The sequence below is a fragment of the Acidovorax sp. GW821-FHT10A04 genome (assembly GCF_059415825.1).
Window position 1 is genome coordinate 72,310 of sequence record NZ_JBWKNZ010000019.1, and the last position, 16,898, is coordinate 89,207.

The 16,898-nt window shown below is 67.3% G+C and carries 16 protein-coding genes; 10 read left to right on the forward strand and 6 right to left on the reverse strand.

What is annotated here, in order from left to right; translation table 11 throughout:
- Positions 1 to 77: 77 nt before the first annotated feature.
- The 4 genes from AC07PF_RS29365 to cysS all read right to left on the reverse strand — a co-directional run bounded on the left by AC07PF_RS29365 (position 78) and on the right by cysS (position 5,419).
- On the reverse strand, positions 78 to 1,931 hold the full coding sequence (locus AC07PF_RS29365; protein ID WP_494614258.1) for a methyl-accepting chemotaxis protein: 1,854 nt from the start codon (positions 1,929 to 1,931) through the stop codon (positions 78 to 80).
- Positions 1,932 to 2,097: 166 nt separating this feature from the next.
- Positions 2,098 to 3,075, reverse strand: a complete 978-nt coding sequence (locus AC07PF_RS29370; RefSeq protein WP_007862187.1) for an acetyl-CoA carboxylase carboxyltransferase subunit alpha — start codon at positions 3,073 to 3,075, stop codon at positions 2,098 to 2,100.
- A gap of 99 nt (positions 3,076 to 3,174) precedes the next feature.
- A complete protein-coding gene (locus AC07PF_RS29375) occupies positions 3,175 to 3,903 on the reverse strand; it encodes a DNA-3-methyladenine glycosylase family protein (protein WP_494609670.1) in 729 nt (242 codons plus the stop codon).
- Between the two features lie 136 nt (positions 3,904 to 4,039).
- Entirely contained in the window at positions 4,040 to 5,419 is a 1,380-nt protein-coding gene (cysS, locus tag AC07PF_RS29380) for a cysteine--tRNA ligase (RefSeq protein WP_007854934.1), read from the reverse strand.
- Positions 5,420 to 5,634: 215 nt separating this feature from the next.
- Between cysS and AC07PF_RS29385 the strand changes: the two genes are divergently transcribed.
- The 6 genes from AC07PF_RS29385 to AC07PF_RS29410 all read left to right on the forward strand — a co-directional run bounded on the left by AC07PF_RS29385 (position 5,635) and on the right by AC07PF_RS29410 (position 10,886).
- On the forward strand, positions 5,635 to 6,717 hold the full coding sequence (locus AC07PF_RS29385; RefSeq protein ID WP_007854932.1) for a L,D-transpeptidase Cds6 family protein: 1,083 nt from the start codon (positions 5,635 to 5,637) through the stop codon (positions 6,715 to 6,717).
- A gap of 84 nt (positions 6,718 to 6,801) precedes the next feature.
- A complete protein-coding gene (locus AC07PF_RS29390) occupies positions 6,802 to 8,082 on the forward strand; it encodes a L,D-transpeptidase family protein (RefSeq protein WP_007854931.1) in 1,281 nt (426 codons plus the stop codon).
- Complete coding sequence (locus tag AC07PF_RS29395) at positions 8,079 to 8,660, forward strand: peptidylprolyl isomerase (RefSeq protein WP_494614259.1); 582 nt, start codon at positions 8,079 to 8,081, stop codon at positions 8,658 to 8,660. Before AC07PF_RS29390 ends, AC07PF_RS29395 begins: the two co-directional genes overlap by 4 nt.
- Positions 8,661 to 8,693: 33 nt before the next feature.
- Positions 8,694 to 9,200 carry a peptidylprolyl isomerase gene (locus tag AC07PF_RS29400; RefSeq protein ID WP_007854929.1) on the forward strand — a complete coding sequence of 169 codons (507 nt, stop codon included), beginning with the start codon at positions 8,694 to 8,696 and terminating at the stop codon, positions 9,198 to 9,200.
- 25 nt (positions 9,201 to 9,225) lie between these two features.
- The gene (locus AC07PF_RS29405; protein ID WP_494614260.1) at positions 9,226 to 10,005 is read left to right on the forward strand and encodes a UDP-2,3-diacylglucosamine diphosphatase; all 780 of its coding nucleotides are present in this window, start codon (positions 9,226 to 9,228) and stop codon (positions 10,003 to 10,005) included.
- Between the two features lie 47 nt (positions 10,006 to 10,052).
- On the forward strand, positions 10,053 to 10,886 hold the full coding sequence (locus tag AC07PF_RS29410; protein WP_494614261.1) for a M90 family metallopeptidase: 834 nt from the start codon (positions 10,053 to 10,055) through the stop codon (positions 10,884 to 10,886).
- Between the two features lie 244 nt (positions 10,887 to 11,130).
- Here AC07PF_RS29410 and AC07PF_RS29415 read toward each other — a convergent pair whose 3' ends face one another.
- Positions 11,131 to 11,505, reverse strand: coding sequence for a hypothetical protein (locus AC07PF_RS29415; protein WP_494614262.1), 375 nt, complete (start codon positions 11,503 to 11,505; stop codon positions 11,131 to 11,133).
- 294 nt (positions 11,506 to 11,799) lie between these two features.
- Between AC07PF_RS29415 and AC07PF_RS29420 the strand changes: the two genes are divergently transcribed.
- The 4 genes from AC07PF_RS29420 (at position 11,800) to AC07PF_RS29435 (ending at position 15,716) form a co-directional block, all read left to right on the forward strand.
- Entirely contained in the window at positions 11,800 to 12,471 is a 672-nt protein-coding gene (locus tag AC07PF_RS29420) for a helix-turn-helix transcriptional regulator (protein WP_494614263.1), read from the forward strand.
- A gap of 9 nt (positions 12,472 to 12,480) precedes the next feature.
- A complete protein-coding gene (locus tag AC07PF_RS29425) occupies positions 12,481 to 13,482 on the forward strand; it encodes an ornithine cyclodeaminase family protein (RefSeq protein WP_494614264.1) in 1,002 nt (333 codons plus the stop codon).
- Between the two features lie 61 nt (positions 13,483 to 13,543).
- Positions 13,544 to 14,515 (forward strand): threo-3-hydroxy-L-aspartate ammonia-lyase, encoded by a 972-nt coding sequence (locus tag AC07PF_RS29430; protein WP_494614265.1) that lies wholly within the window; start codon positions 13,544 to 13,546, stop codon positions 14,513 to 14,515.
- A gap of 28 nt (positions 14,516 to 14,543) precedes the next feature.
- Positions 14,544 to 15,716: a DSD1 family PLP-dependent enzyme gene (locus AC07PF_RS29435; protein ID WP_494614266.1), complete on the forward strand. Its 1,173-nt coding sequence runs from the start codon at positions 14,544 to 14,546 to the stop codon at positions 15,714 to 15,716.
- 899 nt (positions 15,717 to 16,615) lie between these two features.
- On the opposite strand, the gene AC07PF_RS29440 is transcribed toward AC07PF_RS29435, so the two are convergent.
- Positions 16,616 to 16,849 carry a hypothetical protein gene (locus AC07PF_RS29440; protein ID WP_145699136.1) on the reverse strand — a complete coding sequence of 78 codons (234 nt, stop codon included), beginning with the start codon at positions 16,847 to 16,849 and terminating at the stop codon, positions 16,616 to 16,618.
- Positions 16,850 to 16,898: the final 49 nt, after the last annotated feature.

A 16,898-nucleotide genomic window follows, 5' to 3' on the forward strand; every position in this document is an offset into this window, starting at 1 on the left:
GGCCTGCGCAGGGCGGGGCACGGTGTACGGAGGGGGCAGGCTGGCAGCGCATGGCTGCCGATTATCGCGGCCCCTGCTCAGCCGCCGGGCCCGGCCAGCCGCGGTGCCGCATGCGCGCCGCCATCGGCCGACAGCCGGAAGGTGCCCACCACCTCCGACAGCCGCACCGACTGGTCCTTGAGGCTTTGCGCCGCCGCCGCGCTCTCCTCCACCAGGGCCGCGTTCTGCTGCGTCATCTGGTCCAGGTGCGAGACGGCCTGGCCCACCTCGTTGATGCTGGTGCTCTGCTCGTTGGTGGAGGCGGTGATCTCGGCCATGATGTCGGTCACGCGCTGCACCGAGTTGACGATGTCGGTCATCGTGGCGCCGGCATCGTGCACCAGCCGCGAGCCGTTCTCCACCTGCGCCACCGAGGCGCTGATCAGCTGCTTGATCTCCTTGGCCGCCTCGGCGCTGCGCTGCGCCAGGCTGCGCACCTCGCTGGCCACCACGGCAAAGCCCCGACCCTGTTCGCCGGCACGCGCAGCTTCCACCGCCGCATTCAGCGCCAGGATGTTGGTCTGGAAGGCAATGCCGTCGATGGTGCCGATGATGTCGCTGATCTTGCGCGACGCGGCGTTGATCTCGTCCATGGTGCTCACCACATTGCCCACCACCGAGCCGCCGTGCCGCGCCACGCTGGAGGCCTGGGCCACGAGCTGGTTGGCCTGGCGCGCCGCATCGGCGTTGTGGCGCACGGTTTCGGTCAGTTGCTGCATGGAGGCCGACGTCTCCTCCAGGCTCGAGGCGGTGAGCTCGGTGCGCCCGCTCAGGTCGTGGTTGCCGGTGGCGATCTCTTCGGCAGCCACGCGCACCGAGTTGCTGGCATCACGGATCTGCGCCAGCACGCCCGAGAGCTTGCCTGCAAAGCTGTTGAAGCTGGCGGCGATCTGCGCCAGTTCGTCCTCGCCCTGCGCGTCGATGCGGCGCGACAGGTCGCCATCGCCTGCGCCGATCTCGTGCATGGCGTCGCGCACCAGGGTCAGCTGGCGCAACCGCCGCGAGAGGATGCCCGCCAGCACCACCAGGGCCACCAGCAGCACCACGATGCCCGCCCCCAGCGACACCTGCAGCATGGTGCGGATGGCGGCCAGCCCCTCGCCCCGGTCCAGCGCAATCGCCAGCAGCCAGGGCGTGCCGGTCACGGGCGCCACGGTGAGCAGCATGGCCCGGCCCTGCAGGTCCACGGCATTGAGGTCGGCGCGCTTGGCCATGTCGGCCAGCGCCGTGGCCGTGAGCGACGGGGCCAGGTCGGTCGCGGGCTTGAGCGCCAGCTTCACCTCGGGGTGGGCGATGATGTTGCCGTCGCTGCCCACCAGGAAGGCATAGCTCGCCGGCGTGGGTTTGATCGATGCCACGTTGGCCACCACGGCCGACAGCGACACGTCGCCCGCCATCACGGCCTTCACGCCTGCCCCCTCGCGTGCGGCCTTGGCAAAGGTGACCACCAGGCCGGCGCCGCCCGCATCGGCGTACGGCGCGGTGAGGATGGTGGCCTGCGCCTCGGCGGCCTGCTTGTACCAGGGGCGCGAGGTGGGGTCGTAGTCGGGCGGCAGGTTCTGCTTTTCCGAGAACACCGTGCGCTTGTCGGCATAGCCGAAGTAGGTGGTCAGGAAGTTGCCCGCCTTGGCCAGCATGAGCAGCGGCTTGGCGGCGTCGGCATCGTCGAGCGCGGCAGCGGCCGACTCGACCACCGTGGCCTTGCCGCGGGCCCAGTCGCGCAGGGCTTCGATGTGGCTGTGGGCCAGGGCCTGCGACTGCGCGGTGAGCGAGGCATAGGCCTGGGATCGGGCCGTGAGGTAGTTGGCCACCGTGAGGGCCAGCAGGCCCGCCACCAGGCAGGCCACGGAGACCAGCAGGATCTGGCCCTTGAGAGTCTTCAGGAACGACATGCTGCCCCCTTCGGATCTACCCGCTACCCAACGGGCGGCGACCCACCATGCTACATCCGGTTACGGCTGGGGCGCCAGAGGGCTGGCACGCCCGGGTTGCGCCGGGCGTAAAAACAACAACGGCCCGCGAGGGGCCGTTGGAGTGGAGGCGTCGGCAGCCGGGTGCTCAGCGCACATCCGCCTTGGTATCGCTGTAGCGGCCGTAGCTCTGCAGGCGCTCGTAGCGGCGCTCCAGCAGATCCTTGGTCTTGAGGTCTGCCACCTGGCGGAAAGCATCGCCCAGGGCACGCTTCAAGAAGGCAGCCATCTGCTTGTGGTCACGGTGGCCACCGCCCACGGGCTCGTTGACAATCTTGTCCACCAGGCCCAGGGCCTTGAGGCGGTGGGCGGTGATGCCCAGGGCGTCGGCCGCTTCCTGGGCCTTCTCGCTGGTCTTCCAGAGGATGGAGGCGCAGCCCTCGGGGCTGATCACGGAGTAGATGGCGTACTGCAGCATCACCACCTGGTCGGCCACGCTGATGGCCAGCGCGCCGCCGGAGCCGCCTTCGCCGATGATGGTGGTGATGATGGGCACTTCCAGCTGCGCCATCTCGAAGATGTTGCGGCCGATGGCCTCGGACTGGCCGCGCTCCTCGGCATCGATGCCGGGGTAGGCGCCGGGCGTGTCGACAAAGGTGAACACGGGCAGCTTGAACTTCTCGGCCGTCTTCATCAGGCGCAGGGCCTTGCGGTAGCCCTCGGGCTTGCTCATGCCGAAGTTGCGCATCGCGCGCTCCTTGGTGTCGCGCCCCTTCTGGTGGCCCAGCACCATGCAGGCATGGCCGTTGAAGCGCGCCAGCCCGCCCACGATGGACAGGTCGTCCGCATAGTGGCGGTCACCGTGCAGCTCGACGAAGTCGGTGAAGATGTCGCGCACATAGTCGAGCGTGTAGGGGCGCTCGGGGTGGCGGGCGATCTTGGTGATCTGCCAGGGCGACAGCTCGGCGTAGATGTCCTTGGTGAGCTGCTGGCTCTTCTTGCTCAGCTGGTCGATCTCTTCCGAGATGTCGACGGCGCTCTCGGTCTGCACGTAGCGCAGTTCTTCAATTTTGGTCTCGAGTTCGGCAATCGGCTGCTCGAAATCCAGAAAGGTCTTTTTCGCCAACGTTGTTCTCCTTGGGTCGCGCCGGAAGGCGGCGTGCCATGAATGAGGCACGCACTGTAACCGACGCGTTACGAGTTTGGTATGACGCTTGTCCAATGCTCAGTAAGAGACGACTGGCTGGGGGTCCATGGACCGCCAAATATACCAAGTCGCCACACTGGCCCATGGCTTCCAGGCCTCGGCGACTTCGCGGGCTTCGCTGCGGCTCACCGTTTCGCCCGAGAAGTAGTTGTGGCTGATGCCGCTGATCAAGCCCACGTCGTCAAGGGGCAGCACATTCGGGCGCATCAGGTAGAAGATCAGGAACATCTCGGCCGTCCAGCGGCCGATGCCGCGGATGGCCACCAGCTCGGCGATGATGGCCTCGTCGTCCATCGAGGCCCAGTCCTTCACGTGCAGCTTGCCGCCATCGAAGTGCAGGGCCAGATCCACCAGGTAGTCGACCTTGCGGGCCGACAGGCCGGCCGCGCGCATGTCGTCCACCTTGAGCTTGAGCACGTTGGCCGGCTTCATGCTGCGCGGCAGCTTGGCAAAGCGTTCCCACACGGTCTGGGCGGCCTTCACCGAGATCTGCTGGCCCACGATGGAGCGCGCCAGGGTGGTGAAGGCATCGCCCTGGGTCTGCAGCGCGGCATCGCCGAACTGCGGGATCAGGCGCTTCATCACCCGGTCCTTCTTCATCAGGTGCTTGCAGGCTTCGGCCCAGTAGGTGGGCGTGGAGACGACCACGGACTTGGCAGGTGCCGCAGCAGACGACGACGCTGCGGCAGATACGACGGCCGCAGCGGCGGCAGCGACTTCAGGGGCCAGCAGTTCTTCTTTAGCCATTTTTTTGCGTACCGCAGCCATGTTGGTTGTTCTTCTTGTCGTGTTCGTTCATTCGTTCTTCGATCGGGGGCATGCGGTTCTTGGTTGTTCTATCTATCTATCTGTCTGACTAACTGACGGTCTATCTATCGGTCGCTTACTGGGCAGCTTCCCAGGTGGTGCCGGCGGCCGAATCCTTGAGCACGATGCCCTGGGCCAGCAGCGCCTGGCGGATGCGGTCGGCCTCGGCAAAATCCTTGGCGGCCTTGGCGGCAGCGCGCGCGGCGATCTGCTCGGCGATGGCGGCTTCGTCCAGCCCGGCACCGGCCTGCAGGAAGGCCTGCGGGTCGCCCTGCAGCACGCCCAGGCAGCCGCCCAGGGCCTTGAGCAGCCCGGCCAGTTCAGCGGAGCGGGTCTTGTTCACCTCGCCCGCCAGCTCGAACAGCACGGCCATGGCCTCGGGCGCACCGAAGTCCTCGTCCATCGCCGCCTTGAAACGCGCGGCATAGGGGTCCGCCCAGTCGATGGCGGCCACGGGGGCCGGGGCCACCAGGCTGAGCGCGGTGTACAGGCGCTTGAGGGCATTGCGCGCGTCGTCCAGGTGGGCGTCGCTGTAGTTCAGGGCGCTGCGGTAGTGGGCACGCACGATGAAGAAGCGCACCGTCTCGGCGTCGTACTTGGCCAGCACCTCGCGGATGGTGAAGAAGTTGCCGAGCGACTTGCTCATCTTCTCGTTGTCCACGCGCACAAAGCCGTTGTGCACCCAGAACTTCGCCAGGGGCTTGCCGTTGGCGCCTTCGCTCTGGGCGATCTCGTTCTCGTGGTGCGGGAACTGCAGGTCCATGCCGCCGCCGTGGATGTCGAAGGTCTCGCCCAGCGTGGCGCCGCACATGGCCGAGCACTCGATGTGCCAGCCAGGGCGGCCAGAGCCGAATTCGCTGTCCCACTTGGCCTCGGGCGGCTCCTCGGGCTTGGACGACTTCCACAATACGAAATCGAGCGGGTCCTCCTTGCCATCGAGCACGGCCACGCGCTCGCCGGCGCGCAGCTCGTCGACCGACTTGCCCGAGAGCTTGCCGTAGCCGTCGAACTTGCGCACGGAGTAGTTCACATCGCCATTGCTGGCGCGGTAGGCCAGGCCCTTGCCTTCCAGGGTGCTGATCAGCGCGAGCATCTGCGGCACGTATTCGGTGGCGCGCGGCTCGATGGAGGGCGGCTCGATGCCCAGGGCCGCGATGTCGGTGTGCATCGCGGCGACCATCTCGTCCGTGAGGGCGCGGATGGTGATGCCACGCTCCAGCGCGCGCTTGATGATCTTGTCGTCGATGTCGGTGATGTTGCGCACGTAGGTCACGCGCAGGCCACTGGCCTTGAGCCAGCGCTGCACCACATCGAACGCCATCATCATGCGGGCGTGGCCGATATGGCACAGGTCATAGATGGTCATGCCGCACACGTACATGCGCACATGGCCAGGTTCGAGCGGGGAAAAGTTCTCCAACTCACGCGAAAGCGTGTTGTAGATGCGCAAACTCATGGGATGTCAGTCAGGGGAAATCGGCAGGGGTGTGGATGAAGCCCGTTCACCCGGCAGCAGCGGGAACAGGCCCCTCGGGGGGCGCGTTCGTCAGCGAACGCCCATCGAAATCACCAGCGGCAACAGCGCACCGTCATGACCACCCCCTCAGCTACAATCCGCCGCAGTATAAGCCCCGCCAGGGTTCAACGCTGCCCATCACCTTGCATATCCTCATGAAGCAACCAGTCCGCCGCACACTCCCCCGACTCCTGCGCCTGCTGGCCCTGACGGCATTGGTGGGCACCACCCTGGCGCACGCGGCCGACGACTACGCCGACATCACGCAATTGCTCAAGGCCGGCAAGGCCGGCGAGGCCCTGGCCAAGGCCGACCAGCGCCTGGCCACCAGCCCGCGCGACCCGCAGCTGCGCTTTCTGCGCGGCGTGGCCCAGTCCGACTCGGGCAAGCCCACCGAAGCCATCGCCACCTTCACCAAGCTGACCGAAGAGTACCCCGAGCTGCCCGAGCCGTACAACAACCTGGCCGTGCTCTACGCCAACCAGAACCAGCTGGACAAGGCCCGCACCGCGCTGGAAATGGCCATCCGCACCAACCCCAGCTACGCCACCGCGCACGAGAACCTGGGCGACATCTATGCCAAGCTGGCCAGCCAGGCCTACAACAAGGCGCTGCAGCTGGACGCGACCAACGCCAACTCCGTCAAACCCAAGCTGGCGCTGATCCGCGAGCTGTTCTCGGCCGACCCCACAGGCAAGACCCGCCCTGCCGCTGCCGCCCCGGCACCCGCACCGGCCGTGGTCGCCACGCAGCGCCCTGCGCCGGCACCTGCAGCCGCACCCGCTGCTGCCCCCAGCCCGGCAGCCGCACCCACACCGGCACCCGCTCCGGCCGCCGCCGCAGCCCCGGCCGCCCCGGCACCTGCCCCTGCTGCGGCTGCACCCGCGGCATCGGCCGCCTCCACGCAGGACGTCACCGCCGCCGTGCAGGCCTGGGCCGCCGCCTGGGCCGCCAAGGACATGAAGGCCTACCTGGCCGCCTACGACAAGGACTTCGACCCACCAGGCCGCCAGACCCGCGCCGCCTGGGAGAAGGAGCGCGAGTCGCGCATCGTCGGCAAGTCCAAGATCGCAGTGCAGGTCTCCGATATCACCGTGAGCGTGAGCGGCACCAAGGCCACTGCACGCTTTCGCCAGGCCTACAGCGCCGACGCGCTCAACGTGACCAGCCGCAAGACGCTGGACCTGGTGCAGAACGGCGGCCGCTGGGCCATCGTGCGGGAATCCACCGGCGGCTGATGGACGTGCACGACATGGCGACGGCGCCCACCACCGCGTGGGCTGGCGGGCATTGCGCCACCAGCCCCTGAGCGAAGCACGGACATGATGGTGGAGCCGTCCCTCTGGGGCCGCCGCACGGCGGCCGTTGTTGTTGCCTTGGCCTGCGCGGTGCAGGCCCTGCCCGCCTTCGCCCAGAACCCGCAGGCCCGCATGCGCACCGGCGCCGCGGCCAAACCCGCCAAGGGCCCCGAGGCGCTGCGCGACGGCCAGGCCGAAACCCGCCTGCTCGAGGTCTACCGACTCACCGGCGAAGGCCGCGGCCGCGAGGCCCTGGCCCGCGCCGAAAGCCTGGCACGCGACTACCCCAACTTCCAGCTGGCGCAACTGGCCCTCGGTGACCTGCTCAACGCCCGCGTGCGCCCCGTGCGCAAGCTCGGCGATGTGCCCGAGGCCGACGCCGCACGCGCCCCCGAAGCAGGTGGCATGCTCGACGAGCTGCGCACCGAGTCGCTGCAGCGCGTGCAGGCGCACAGGAACCGCCCGGGTGCCGACCGCATACCCGCCCAGTTCCTGGAGCTGTCGTCACGCTCGCGCCACGCGATCGCCATCGACGCCTCGCGTTCACGCCTGTACCTGTTCGAGAACACGGACAAGGGCCTGCAACTGGTGGCCGACTACTACGCCTCCGTCGGCAAGCTCGGCATCGAAAAGCTCGTCGAGGGCGACCAGCGCACGCCGCTCGGGGTGTACTTCATCACCAGCCGGCTCGACCCTGCCACGCTCAAGGACTTCTACGGCGCCGGGGCCCTGCCCATCAACTACCCCAACCCGCTGGACCAGAGCCGCGGCAAGACCGGCAGCGGCATCTGGCTGCACGGCACCCCGCCCGACCAGTTCGCGCGCGCGCCATTGGCCACCGATGGCTGCGTGGTGCTGGCCAACCCCGACCTGGAGCGCATCCTGCGCCAGGTGGAGCCGCGCTCCACCCCCGTGGTGATTGCCCGCCAGCTGCAGTGGGTGGCCACGCACAGCGTGCAGGCCGAGCGCAAGGCCTTCGAGGCCGTGCTCAACGCCTGGCGCACCGCCAAGTCGCAGGGCGACATGGCACGGCTGACCAGCTTTTATGCCAGCGACTTCCAGAGCCACCGCCAAAAGCCCCTGGCCGAGTGGACCAGCGTGCTGCAGGCCGAAACGCGCGCCCTCAAGGGCCGCGAAATACAGCTGAAAGACAAGTCTTACCTGCGCTGGACAGACGCTGCCGACACCATGGTGGTAACGTTCGGCGAAGTCGCCGATGGCGCACGCACCGGCCCCGTCAAGCGCCAGTACTGGAAGCGCAAGGGCCAGCAATGGCAAATATTCTTTGAAGGAGTGATTGGATGATTTCCAAGAGAAACGCGGCCCTGTCCCTGGCCAGCATCGCATTGGCTGCCCTCGTCGGCATCGCACCCGCCCAGGCTCAGGACGCGCCCAAGGTCAAGCTCGCCACCTCCCTGGGCGACATCGTGCTGCAGCTCGACCCCGCCAAGGCGCCCAAGTCGGTCGAGAACTTCCTGGCCTACGTGAACGCCAAGCACTACGACGGCACCATCTTCCACCGCGTGATGAACGGGTTCATGATCCAGGGCGGCGGCTTCACGCCCGACATGCAGCAAAAGCCCACGCGCCCGCCGATCCCGCTGGAGGCCAAGAACGGCCTGAAGAACGACACCTACACCGTGGCGATGGCGCGCACCTCCGTCCCCGACTCGGCCACCGCGCAGTTCTTCATCAACGTGAAGAACAACGACAGCCTGAACGCCCCCAGCCCCGACGGCCACGGCTACGCCGTGTTCGGCAAGGTGGTGAGCGGCACCGAGGTGGTCGACAAGATCAAGGCCGTGGCCACCGGCAACAAGGGCGGCCATGCCAACGTGCCCAACGAGCCCATCGTCATCACCTCGGCCACGGTCGTGAAGTGATAATCCCACCCCTTTCCTGAAGAAAGCACTGCCATGAGCAACCCCCAAGTCGAACTGCACATCGCCGGCTACGGCGTCATCACCCTCGAACTCGACGCCGAAAAGGCCCCCAAGTCGGCCGAGAACTTCCTGGCCTACGTGAACAAGGGCCACTACAACAACACCATCTTCCACCGCGTGATCCCCGGCTTCATGGTGCAGGGTGGCGGCTTCGAGCCCGGCATGGCGCAAAAGCCCAGCGACGCCCCGATCCAGAACGAAGCCAACAACGGCCTGAAGAACGCCAACTACACCGTGGCCATGGCGCGCACGAGCGACCCGCACTCCGCGACCGCCCAGTTCTTCATCAACGTGGCCGACAACGGCTTCCTGAACCACACCGCTCCCTCGGCCCAGGGCTGGGGCTATGCCGTGTTCGGCAAGGTGGTCGGCGGCGCCGACGTGGTGGACAAGATCAAGGCCGTGAAGACGGGCCGCAAGGGCTTCCACGACGACGTGCCGAAGGAAGACGTGATCATCGAAAAGGCCGTGGCTCTGTAATCAAGAGCACCGGCAGCGTCACCCCGTGACCACGACCGTGCCCCGGTTCGAGGAGCTCATCGCTCCCTCGCACTGGCGCACGGTCGATTTCATTTCGGACCTGCACCTGCAGGCCAGCGAGCCCGCCACCGTCGCCGCGTTCCGGCACTACCTGCAGGCCACCCCGGCCGATGCCCTGTTCATCCTGGGCGATCTGTTCGAGGTCTGGGTGGGCGACGACGCCATCGAGGAGCCCGGCAGCTTCGAGGCCGAGGGCTGCACCGCACTCTTCGCCGCCGCGCAGCGCCTGCCGCTGTACTTCATGCACGGCAACCGCGACTTCCTGGCCGGCCCGGCCTTCTTGCAGCGCACGGGCATGACAGGCCTGGCCGATCCCACGGTGCTGGTCTTCGCTGGCCAGCGCATCGTGCTCAGCCACGGCGACCTCCTGTGCCTGGACGACGTGGACTACCAGCGCTTTCGCGTGCAGGCGCGCAGCAGCGCCTGGCAGCAGGCCTTTCTGGCCCAGTCCCTGGCCACACGGCGCGCCCAGGCGCGCGGCATCCGCCAGGAGAGCGAGAACAAAAAACAGTCGGGCGCCGTCTATGCCGATCTGGACGGCCCCGCCACCATCGCCTGGCTGCAGGCCGCCCAGGCCGGCACCCTGGTGCACGGCCACACCCACCGGCCTGCAGAGCACGCCCTCGCGCCCGGCCTCACCCGCGTGGTGCTCAGCGACTGGGACGCTGCCGCATTGCCCCCGCGGCTGGAAACACTGCGTTTGTCGCGGGCGGGCTTGGAACGCATCGGACTCACCCCCAGTTAGTAGGTGTCCTGATTCTCCGCGCCTGCCTTTTGGCATGCTCTGACACCATGCCCCCCATCCTCAACCGGCTCTGGCGCCGCGTGCGCACCACCGTGGCCCCCGTGCCCGACATCTCGGCCACGCTGTGGCTCGCCACACTGCAGCGCTACCCCTTCCTGGCCGCGCTGTCGCTGCACGACCAGTCCAAGCTGCGCGCGCTCAGCGCCCTCTTCCTGCACGACAAGCGTTTTCATGGCGCACATGGCCTGGAGGTGACCGACGCCATGGCCATCGACATCGCCGCCCAGGCCTGCCTGCCGCTGCTGTACTGGGGCGATCCGGCCAAGGCCCTCGCGTGGTACGACGATTTCGTGGGCATCGTGCTGCACCCCGGGGAGGCCGTGGCCAGGCGGCAGACCGTGGACGAGGCCGGCGTGGTGCACGAACACGAGCAGGTGCTGCTGGGCGAAGCCATGGACCGCGGCCCCATCATGCTCAGCTGGGAGCACGCCTCCAACGGCCGCGAGAACACCGAGCGCGGCACCAACGTGGTGGTGCACGAGTTCGTGCACAAGCTCGACATGCGCGGCGGCCGCGAACCCAATGGCTGCCCGCCCCTGCCCGCCGGCTTCATGGGCACGCGCACCGGCCGCGGCGCTTATGAAGCCTGGTGGAACGCCTGGGAGCCCGCTTACGCGGACTTTCGCGAGGCCGTGATCAAGGCCGAGCGCTTCGGCGCCGAGATGCCCTGGCTGGATGCGTATGGCGCCACCTCGCCCTCCGAATTCTTCGCCGTGGCCTGCGAGGCCTACTTCGTGAACCGCACGCGCTTTGCGCTGGAGTTTCCGGGGCTGATGCCCGTGCTGGACGCGTTTTTCAAGCGCCCCGCAGATGCCATCTGAGCCCTCAGCTCACACCAAGCATCCGTACCTCCATCGACAAGACCGGCGAGACGCCTCAGTTCGGAGAGGAGATAGGGCACATCGTCTCGAGCGGCAGCCATGAATTCGATGTCCGCGTCAGATGCACTATCGTAAGCGACCTGCGGAAACCGGTGGTGCGGTATGTATCCGCTTTTCACGCCTTTTGTAGGGTGCGGAACATCCGCAGAAAGTGTTACGGCCGCGATGACATAGTAGGCCGGAGTCATTGGCTTCCTTCCATGCACGTCCGCAGCTTGTTTTCGCCTAGCCCGGAAAAGCAACTCCATCTGACTTGGCCGTTTTCCAGCCGAGGTACAAGAACCAGAAGCTGACCACGCAGCTCACCCTGACCAACGATGGTGCCATTCGGAAATACCTTTAACTCAGCGGGCATGGATGGGGACGGCGTGCCCTCGCACGCATTCGTGCATGCCTTGTCCAAAAGCCGCGCTTCAACCTTCTTCTGCAAAGGATCCATATGCCGCAAAAGCTCTTCCAGTCTTGCTTGAACCCTGTAATCCGCATATTGCGATTGAACCAAGGCCCAAAGACCGAGAGCAACAATGGCTCCGAGCATTCCAAGTAAAAGAGATTTCACAACCGATCACTCCCTATCCACGCCTAGACCCACCCTGCCAAGACGGCCCTGCAGCAACCAAATCGTCAAGCTGATCGTAGCCTTGTCTCGCCATGCGATGCCAGCACTGCTGCGCTACATCCAGCTCTTGAAAAATACCTAGCCTGCTTCGTACTCTGCAGGAGAAAGACACCAACGCATGATAGGACTGGCTGCCTCGCGTGCTACGGCTTTGGCATCCACCTCTGCTTGTATTCGCTGCTGAACATTTGTTCAAATTTTGACAATTCATCCAATTTTGGATAAATTGTCTACATGACTGCACGCCCCTCCCCCCGCCGCGCTGCCACCAAGCCCGCGCGCACCCCCGAACAAAAAGCCCTGCTCTCCCAGATCGAGCAGGTAGCCCAGGGCCTGGCCGCCACCTTTGCGCCATTTTGCGAGGTGGTGGTGCACGACCTGCTGGACCCGGGGCAGTCCATCCTGGCGATCCACAACAACCTTTCGGGCCGGGCCGTGGGCGAGCCGACGACCGAACTGGGCCTGGCGCGCATTGCCGACCCCGACTACCCGCAGGTGATCGCCAACTACGCCAACCAGTTCGCCGATGGGCGGCAGGCCAAGAGCACCTCGGTGGGCATCAAGGATTCGTCGGGCCAGTACATCGCCGCGCTGTGCCTGAACGTGGACCTCACGCTGTTCCGCAGCCTGCAGAGCGTGGTGGGGCAGTTCACGGCCATCGATGGCGACACGGGGCTTGCCGAGTCCCTGGACCCAGCCGGGGCCGACGCCATCCGCCAGCGCATCGACCAGTTCGCGGCGCGCCTGTCCACCGCACCGCGCGCGCTCAAGGCGGCCGAACGGCGCGCGCTGCTGCGCGAACTGCGCGAGTCGGGCAGCCTGCAGGTGCGCCGCGCGATGGAGGTGGTGGCGCAGCACCTGGGCGTGTCGCGCGCCACGGTGTACGGCGACGTGGCCGGCAAGTGAGGTGAAGGCATGACCACAGACCACGCCACGACCGGCCGCGCACAGGCCTCCCTGCTCCTGCTCGACACCCACCAGGTCAGCGCCCTGCTACAGCCGCACGATGTGCTGGCTGCCGTGCGCGAGGCCTTCACGCTGCACAGCCAGCGCGCGGGCCGCGTCTTCCCCGTGGTGCGCGAGGCATTGCCCACGGGCGGCGTGTTCGGTATCAAGTCGGGCGACGTGTCCGCGCAAGGGCTGCTGGGCTTCAAGGCCGCGGGCTTCTGGCCCGCCAACCGGGCACGGGGCGGCGAGCCGCACCAGGCCACGGTGCTGCTGATCGACCCGGCCACCGGCCGCCCGCTGTGCGTGCTGGACGGCAATGCCATCACCACCGAACGCACGGGTGCCGCCGGCGCGCTGGGCCTGCAGCACCTGGCGCGGACCGACAGCACGCGCCTGTGTCTTTTTGGCACCGGCGTGCAGGCACGCGTGCAGCTGCGCTTTGCGCTGCGGGTGCTGCCCGCGCTCACCCAGGTGCGCTACCTCACGCACGACGGCCAGCCGCGGCCCGATATCGAGGCGCAGTTCCAGGGCCGCTGCGACATCGTCCACGCCACCGACGCCAACGCCGCCGTGGCCGCCAGCGATGTGGTCATCACCGCCACGCCGGGCGGCGGTGCGCTGTTCGATGCCGCGGCCGTGCAGCCCGGCACCCATGTCAACGCCGTGGGCACCGACACCAAGGGCAAGCGCGAGCTGCCGCCCGGCCTGCTGGAACAACGTGCCCGCGTGTTCGTGGACGACGCCACACAGGCCCGCAGCATTGGCGAAGTCCAGTGGGCCGCGCCCGACCTGCCCTGTACCGAGCTGGGCGACCTGCTCACAGGCCAGACGCCGCCGCGGCGCAACGCGCAGGACATCACCGTCTTCGACATGACCGGCCTCGCACTGCAGGACCTCACCGTCGCCCGCATGCTGCACACCCAGGCGCTGGCGCAGGGCCTGGGCACCGCCCTGGCCTGGCCCTGGTGACACCTCCCCCTTTTCCCTCTGTCTCTCCTCCACCCATCCACCACCACCATCCACCCTTGCCATGACCACTGCCCTCCAACTTCCTACCTATGACGACGTCGTGGCCGCTGCCGGCCGCATCGCAGGCATTGCGCACCGCACGCCCGTGCTCACCTCGCGCACCGTGGATGCGGAGCTGGGCGCCCAGGTGTTCTTCAAGTGCGAGAACCTGCAGCGCATGGGCGCGTTCAAGTTCCGCGGCGCCTACAACGCGCTCGCCCAATTCGACGCCGCGCAGCGCAAGGCCGGCGTGGTCGCCTTTTCGTCGGGCAACCACGCCCAGGGCATCGCCCTGGCCGCACGCGAGCTGGGCATACCCGCCACCATCGTCATGCCGCAGGACGCACCCGCCGCCAAGGTGGCGGCCACGCAGGGCTATGGCGCCAACGTGGTGTTCTACGACCGCTACACGCAGGACCGCGAGCAGATCACGCGCGACCTGGCCGAGCGCAACGGCCTGACCCTGATCCCGCCGTATGACCACGCCGACGTGCTGGCCGGCCAGGGCACGGCAGCCAAGGAGCTGTTCGAAGAGGTGGGCGAGCTCGACGCCTTCTTCGTCTGCCTGGGCGGCGGCGGATTGCTCTCGGGCTCGGCCCTGTCCACGCGCGCGCTGTCGCCCCGCTGCAAGCTCTACGGCGTGGAGCCCGAGGCCGGCAACGACGGGCAGCAGTCCTTCCGCACCGGCTCCATCGTACACATCGACACGCCCAAGACCATCGCCGACGGCGCGCAGACGCAGCACCTGGGCAACATCACCTTCCCCATCATCCGCCGCGACGTCGACGACATCCTCACCGTGAGCGACGCCCAGCTGGTGGACGCCATGCGCTTCTTCGCCACGCGCATGAAGCTGGTGGTGGAACCCACGGGCTGCCTGGGCTTTGCGGCAGCGCGCGCTCGCGCTGCAGAACTCCAGGGCAAGAAGGTCGGCGTGCTGATCAGCGGCGGCAACGTGGACATGGAACGTTTCTGCAGCCTCCTGGCCGGCTGACCCACCAAGACAACGAGGACCTTTCGCCATGCAGGAAGCACCCACCGTCCATCTGCCGATCCCCCTGTCCCAGGTCGACACCCCCGCCGCGCTGATCGAGCTGCCGCGCATGCGGCGCAACATCGCGCGCATGCAGCAGCGCATGAACGCGCTGGGCGTGCGCTTTCGCCCGCACGCCAAGACGGCCAAGTGCCCCGCCGTGACCGAGGCGCAGATCGCCGCCGGCGCGCAGGGCATCACCGTGTCCACCCTCAAGGAGGCAGCGCAGTTCTTCGCCCACGGCGTCACCGACATCCTCTACGCCGTGGGCACGGTGCCGCACAAGCTGCCCCAGGTGCTGGCGCTGCGCCGCCAGGGCTGCGACCTGAAGATCATCACCGACAACCTCGCCGCCGCCCAGGCCATCGTGGACTTTGGCCGCGCCAACGGCGAGGTGTTCGAGGTGCTGATCGAGGTGGACACCGATGGCCACCGCTCGGGCATCCGCCCCGACGAGGCCGCGCTCATCGACGTGGGCCGCGCCCTGCACGAGGGCGGCATGCGCCTGGCCGGCGTCCTGACCCACGCGGGCGGCAGCTACGACCTGAACACCCCCGAGGCCCTCACCGCCCTGGCCGAGCAGGAGCGCGCCGGCTGCGTGCGCGCGGCCGAGCGCCTGCGCGCAGCCGGCCTGCCCTGCGCCGTGGTGAGCGTGGGCTCCACGCCCACGGCCCTGTCGGCAGCGGACCTTGCGGGCGTGACCGAGGTGCGCGCCGGCGTGTACGTGTTCTTCGACCTGGTGATGCACAACGTGGGCGTGTGCAGCACCGACGACATCGCGCTGAGCGTGCTCACCACCGTGATCGGCCACCAGGTGGACAAAGGCTGGGTGATCGTCGACGCCGGCTGGATGGCCATGAGCCGCGACCGGGGCACGCAAAAGCAGTCGCACGACTATGGCTATGGCCAAGTGTGCGATGTGGATGGGACGGTGCTGGATGGCTACGTGCTGAGCGGCGCCAATCAGGAGCACGGGATCCTGTCGTTGGTCGATGGATCCGGGTCGCCGGACGTGGGCGATATGGCGCGGCGGTTTCCGGTGGGGAGGCAACTGCGGATCTTGCCGAACCATGCGTGTGCCACGGGGGCGCAGTATGGGGAGTATCGGGCGGTGGAGGGTGGGGTTGTGGTGGGGGAGTGGGGGCGGTTTGGGGGCTGGTGATATCGGCTTTTGATGGCTCTGGTTGCTGCATGCCTGCGTTGAGTCCATGGGTGGCTTCTTCGGATTGTTCTACATGGTTGCCGCGTGCATGTTTCAAGGTCGGAGGCCGGGATGTGCGCCCGGCGGCGCAGTAACTTTCTCTTGGGCCGCCAAGAGAAAGTCACCAAAGAGAAGGCGGCCCCCAGTCTGCGTCCCCCGTACGCCCTGTCGGGCGAACGGGGGCAGCCTGCGATGCTCGGCTCTGGGGTGGTGCCGCAGAACTCGCTGCGTTCTTCGAACTTCGCTCAAACAGCTGCGGCAAGTCAGATCACGAAGCGTGTGTGTCCTTCGGCACACGCACCCACCCCAGCTCCTGCGCTTCTCGGCGCAGCCAGCAGGGGTGGGGAGCGGGGACAAAGACGGCTGCTGCTGCGCAGCTGCGCCGGGTGTCGGGTCGCGCTGCGCGCTGCCGACGCGTGGGCGCGATCGCCCTGGCGAGCCGAGCGCAGCGAAGGACCACAGGCCGAGCGAAGCAATGGCCCGTGTTGGTATCCACCCCCTTCTGACCGTGCCGAGAAGCGCAGAAGCTGGGTTGGCGCGTGTACACGCGCTTCGTCATCTGACTCGCCGCAGATGTCTGAACGGAGTTCACCCGCAGGGGGAACGCAGTGAGTTGCGAGGCGCACCCCAGCTTGGAGCATCGCAGGCTGCCCCAATCGCCGCCAGGCGAGTGGGGACACGGGCAGCGGGGTCTCCTTCTCTTTGGTGGGCGCACATCCCGGCCTCCGCCCTGAAGCAAGGCATGCGGCAACCACTGCGCGCTACAAGCCAAGCCGACGCCTTAAATGGCGGTGGCAGGCTGAACTACAGCGCCTTGGTACCGCGGCGACGCAGAAGCACCCGAAGAACGGAAACAGCCCTCAAGCCGCCAGCGCCTGCTCCACCGCCACCTTGGCTTCTTCAAGGCTGCTGAAGAACCGTGTGGGCTGGGGCAGCGCCTTGGGCAGATGCGAGGGAGGCGGCCACAAGCGCTCATCCGTCCAACCCGCCGTCCAGCCGCCAATGTCCTTGCGCTTGATGGAGCAGACGGCTTGCCCGCTGACCGTCGCTATCCAGGTCGTAGGCGGATCGTGGTCCCAGGTAACGTTTTCCATGGTGCCCTCCAACGGTTGGCTGCAACACATTGTAAGAAGGCTCTTACAT

Coding starts and splice junctions, on each gene's coding strand:
- AC07PF_RS29365 (WP_494614258.1), bottom strand. CDS start 1,931: ATGTCGTTCCTGAAGACTCTCAAGGGCCAGATCCTGCTGGTCTCCGTG.
- AC07PF_RS29375 (WP_494609670.1), bottom strand. CDS start 3,903: ATGGCTAAAGAAGAACTGCTGGCCCCTGAAGTCGCTGCCGCCGCTGCG.
- cysS (WP_007854934.1), bottom strand. CDS start 5,419: ATGAGTTTGCGCATCTACAACACGCTTTCGCGTGAGTTGGAGAACTTT.
- AC07PF_RS29385 (WP_007854932.1), top strand. CDS start 5,635: ATGAAGCAACCAGTCCGCCGCACACTCCCCCGACTCCTGCGCCTGCTG.
- AC07PF_RS29390 (WP_007854931.1), top strand. CDS start 6,802: ATGATGGTGGAGCCGTCCCTCTGGGGCCGCCGCACGGCGGCCGTTGTT.
- AC07PF_RS29395 (WP_494614259.1), top strand. CDS start 8,079: ATGATTTCCAAGAGAAACGCGGCCCTGTCCCTGGCCAGCATCGCATTG.
- AC07PF_RS29400 (WP_007854929.1), top strand. CDS start 8,694: ATGAGCAACCCCCAAGTCGAACTGCACATCGCCGGCTACGGCGTCATC.
- AC07PF_RS29410 (WP_494614261.1), top strand. CDS start 10,053: ATGCCCCCCATCCTCAACCGGCTCTGGCGCCGCGTGCGCACCACCGTG.
- AC07PF_RS29420 (WP_494614263.1), top strand. CDS start 11,800: ATGACTGCACGCCCCTCCCCCCGCCGCGCTGCCACCAAGCCCGCGCGC.
- AC07PF_RS29425 (WP_494614264.1), top strand. CDS start 12,481: ATGACCACAGACCACGCCACGACCGGCCGCGCACAGGCCTCCCTGCTC.
- AC07PF_RS29430 (WP_494614265.1), top strand. CDS start 13,544: ATGACCACTGCCCTCCAACTTCCTACCTATGACGACGTCGTGGCCGCT.
- AC07PF_RS29435 (WP_494614266.1), top strand. CDS start 14,544: ATGCAGGAAGCACCCACCGTCCATCTGCCGATCCCCCTGTCCCAGGTC.
- AC07PF_RS29440 (WP_145699136.1), bottom strand. CDS start 16,849: ATGGAAAACGTTACCTGGGACCACGATCCGCCTACGACCTGGATAGCG.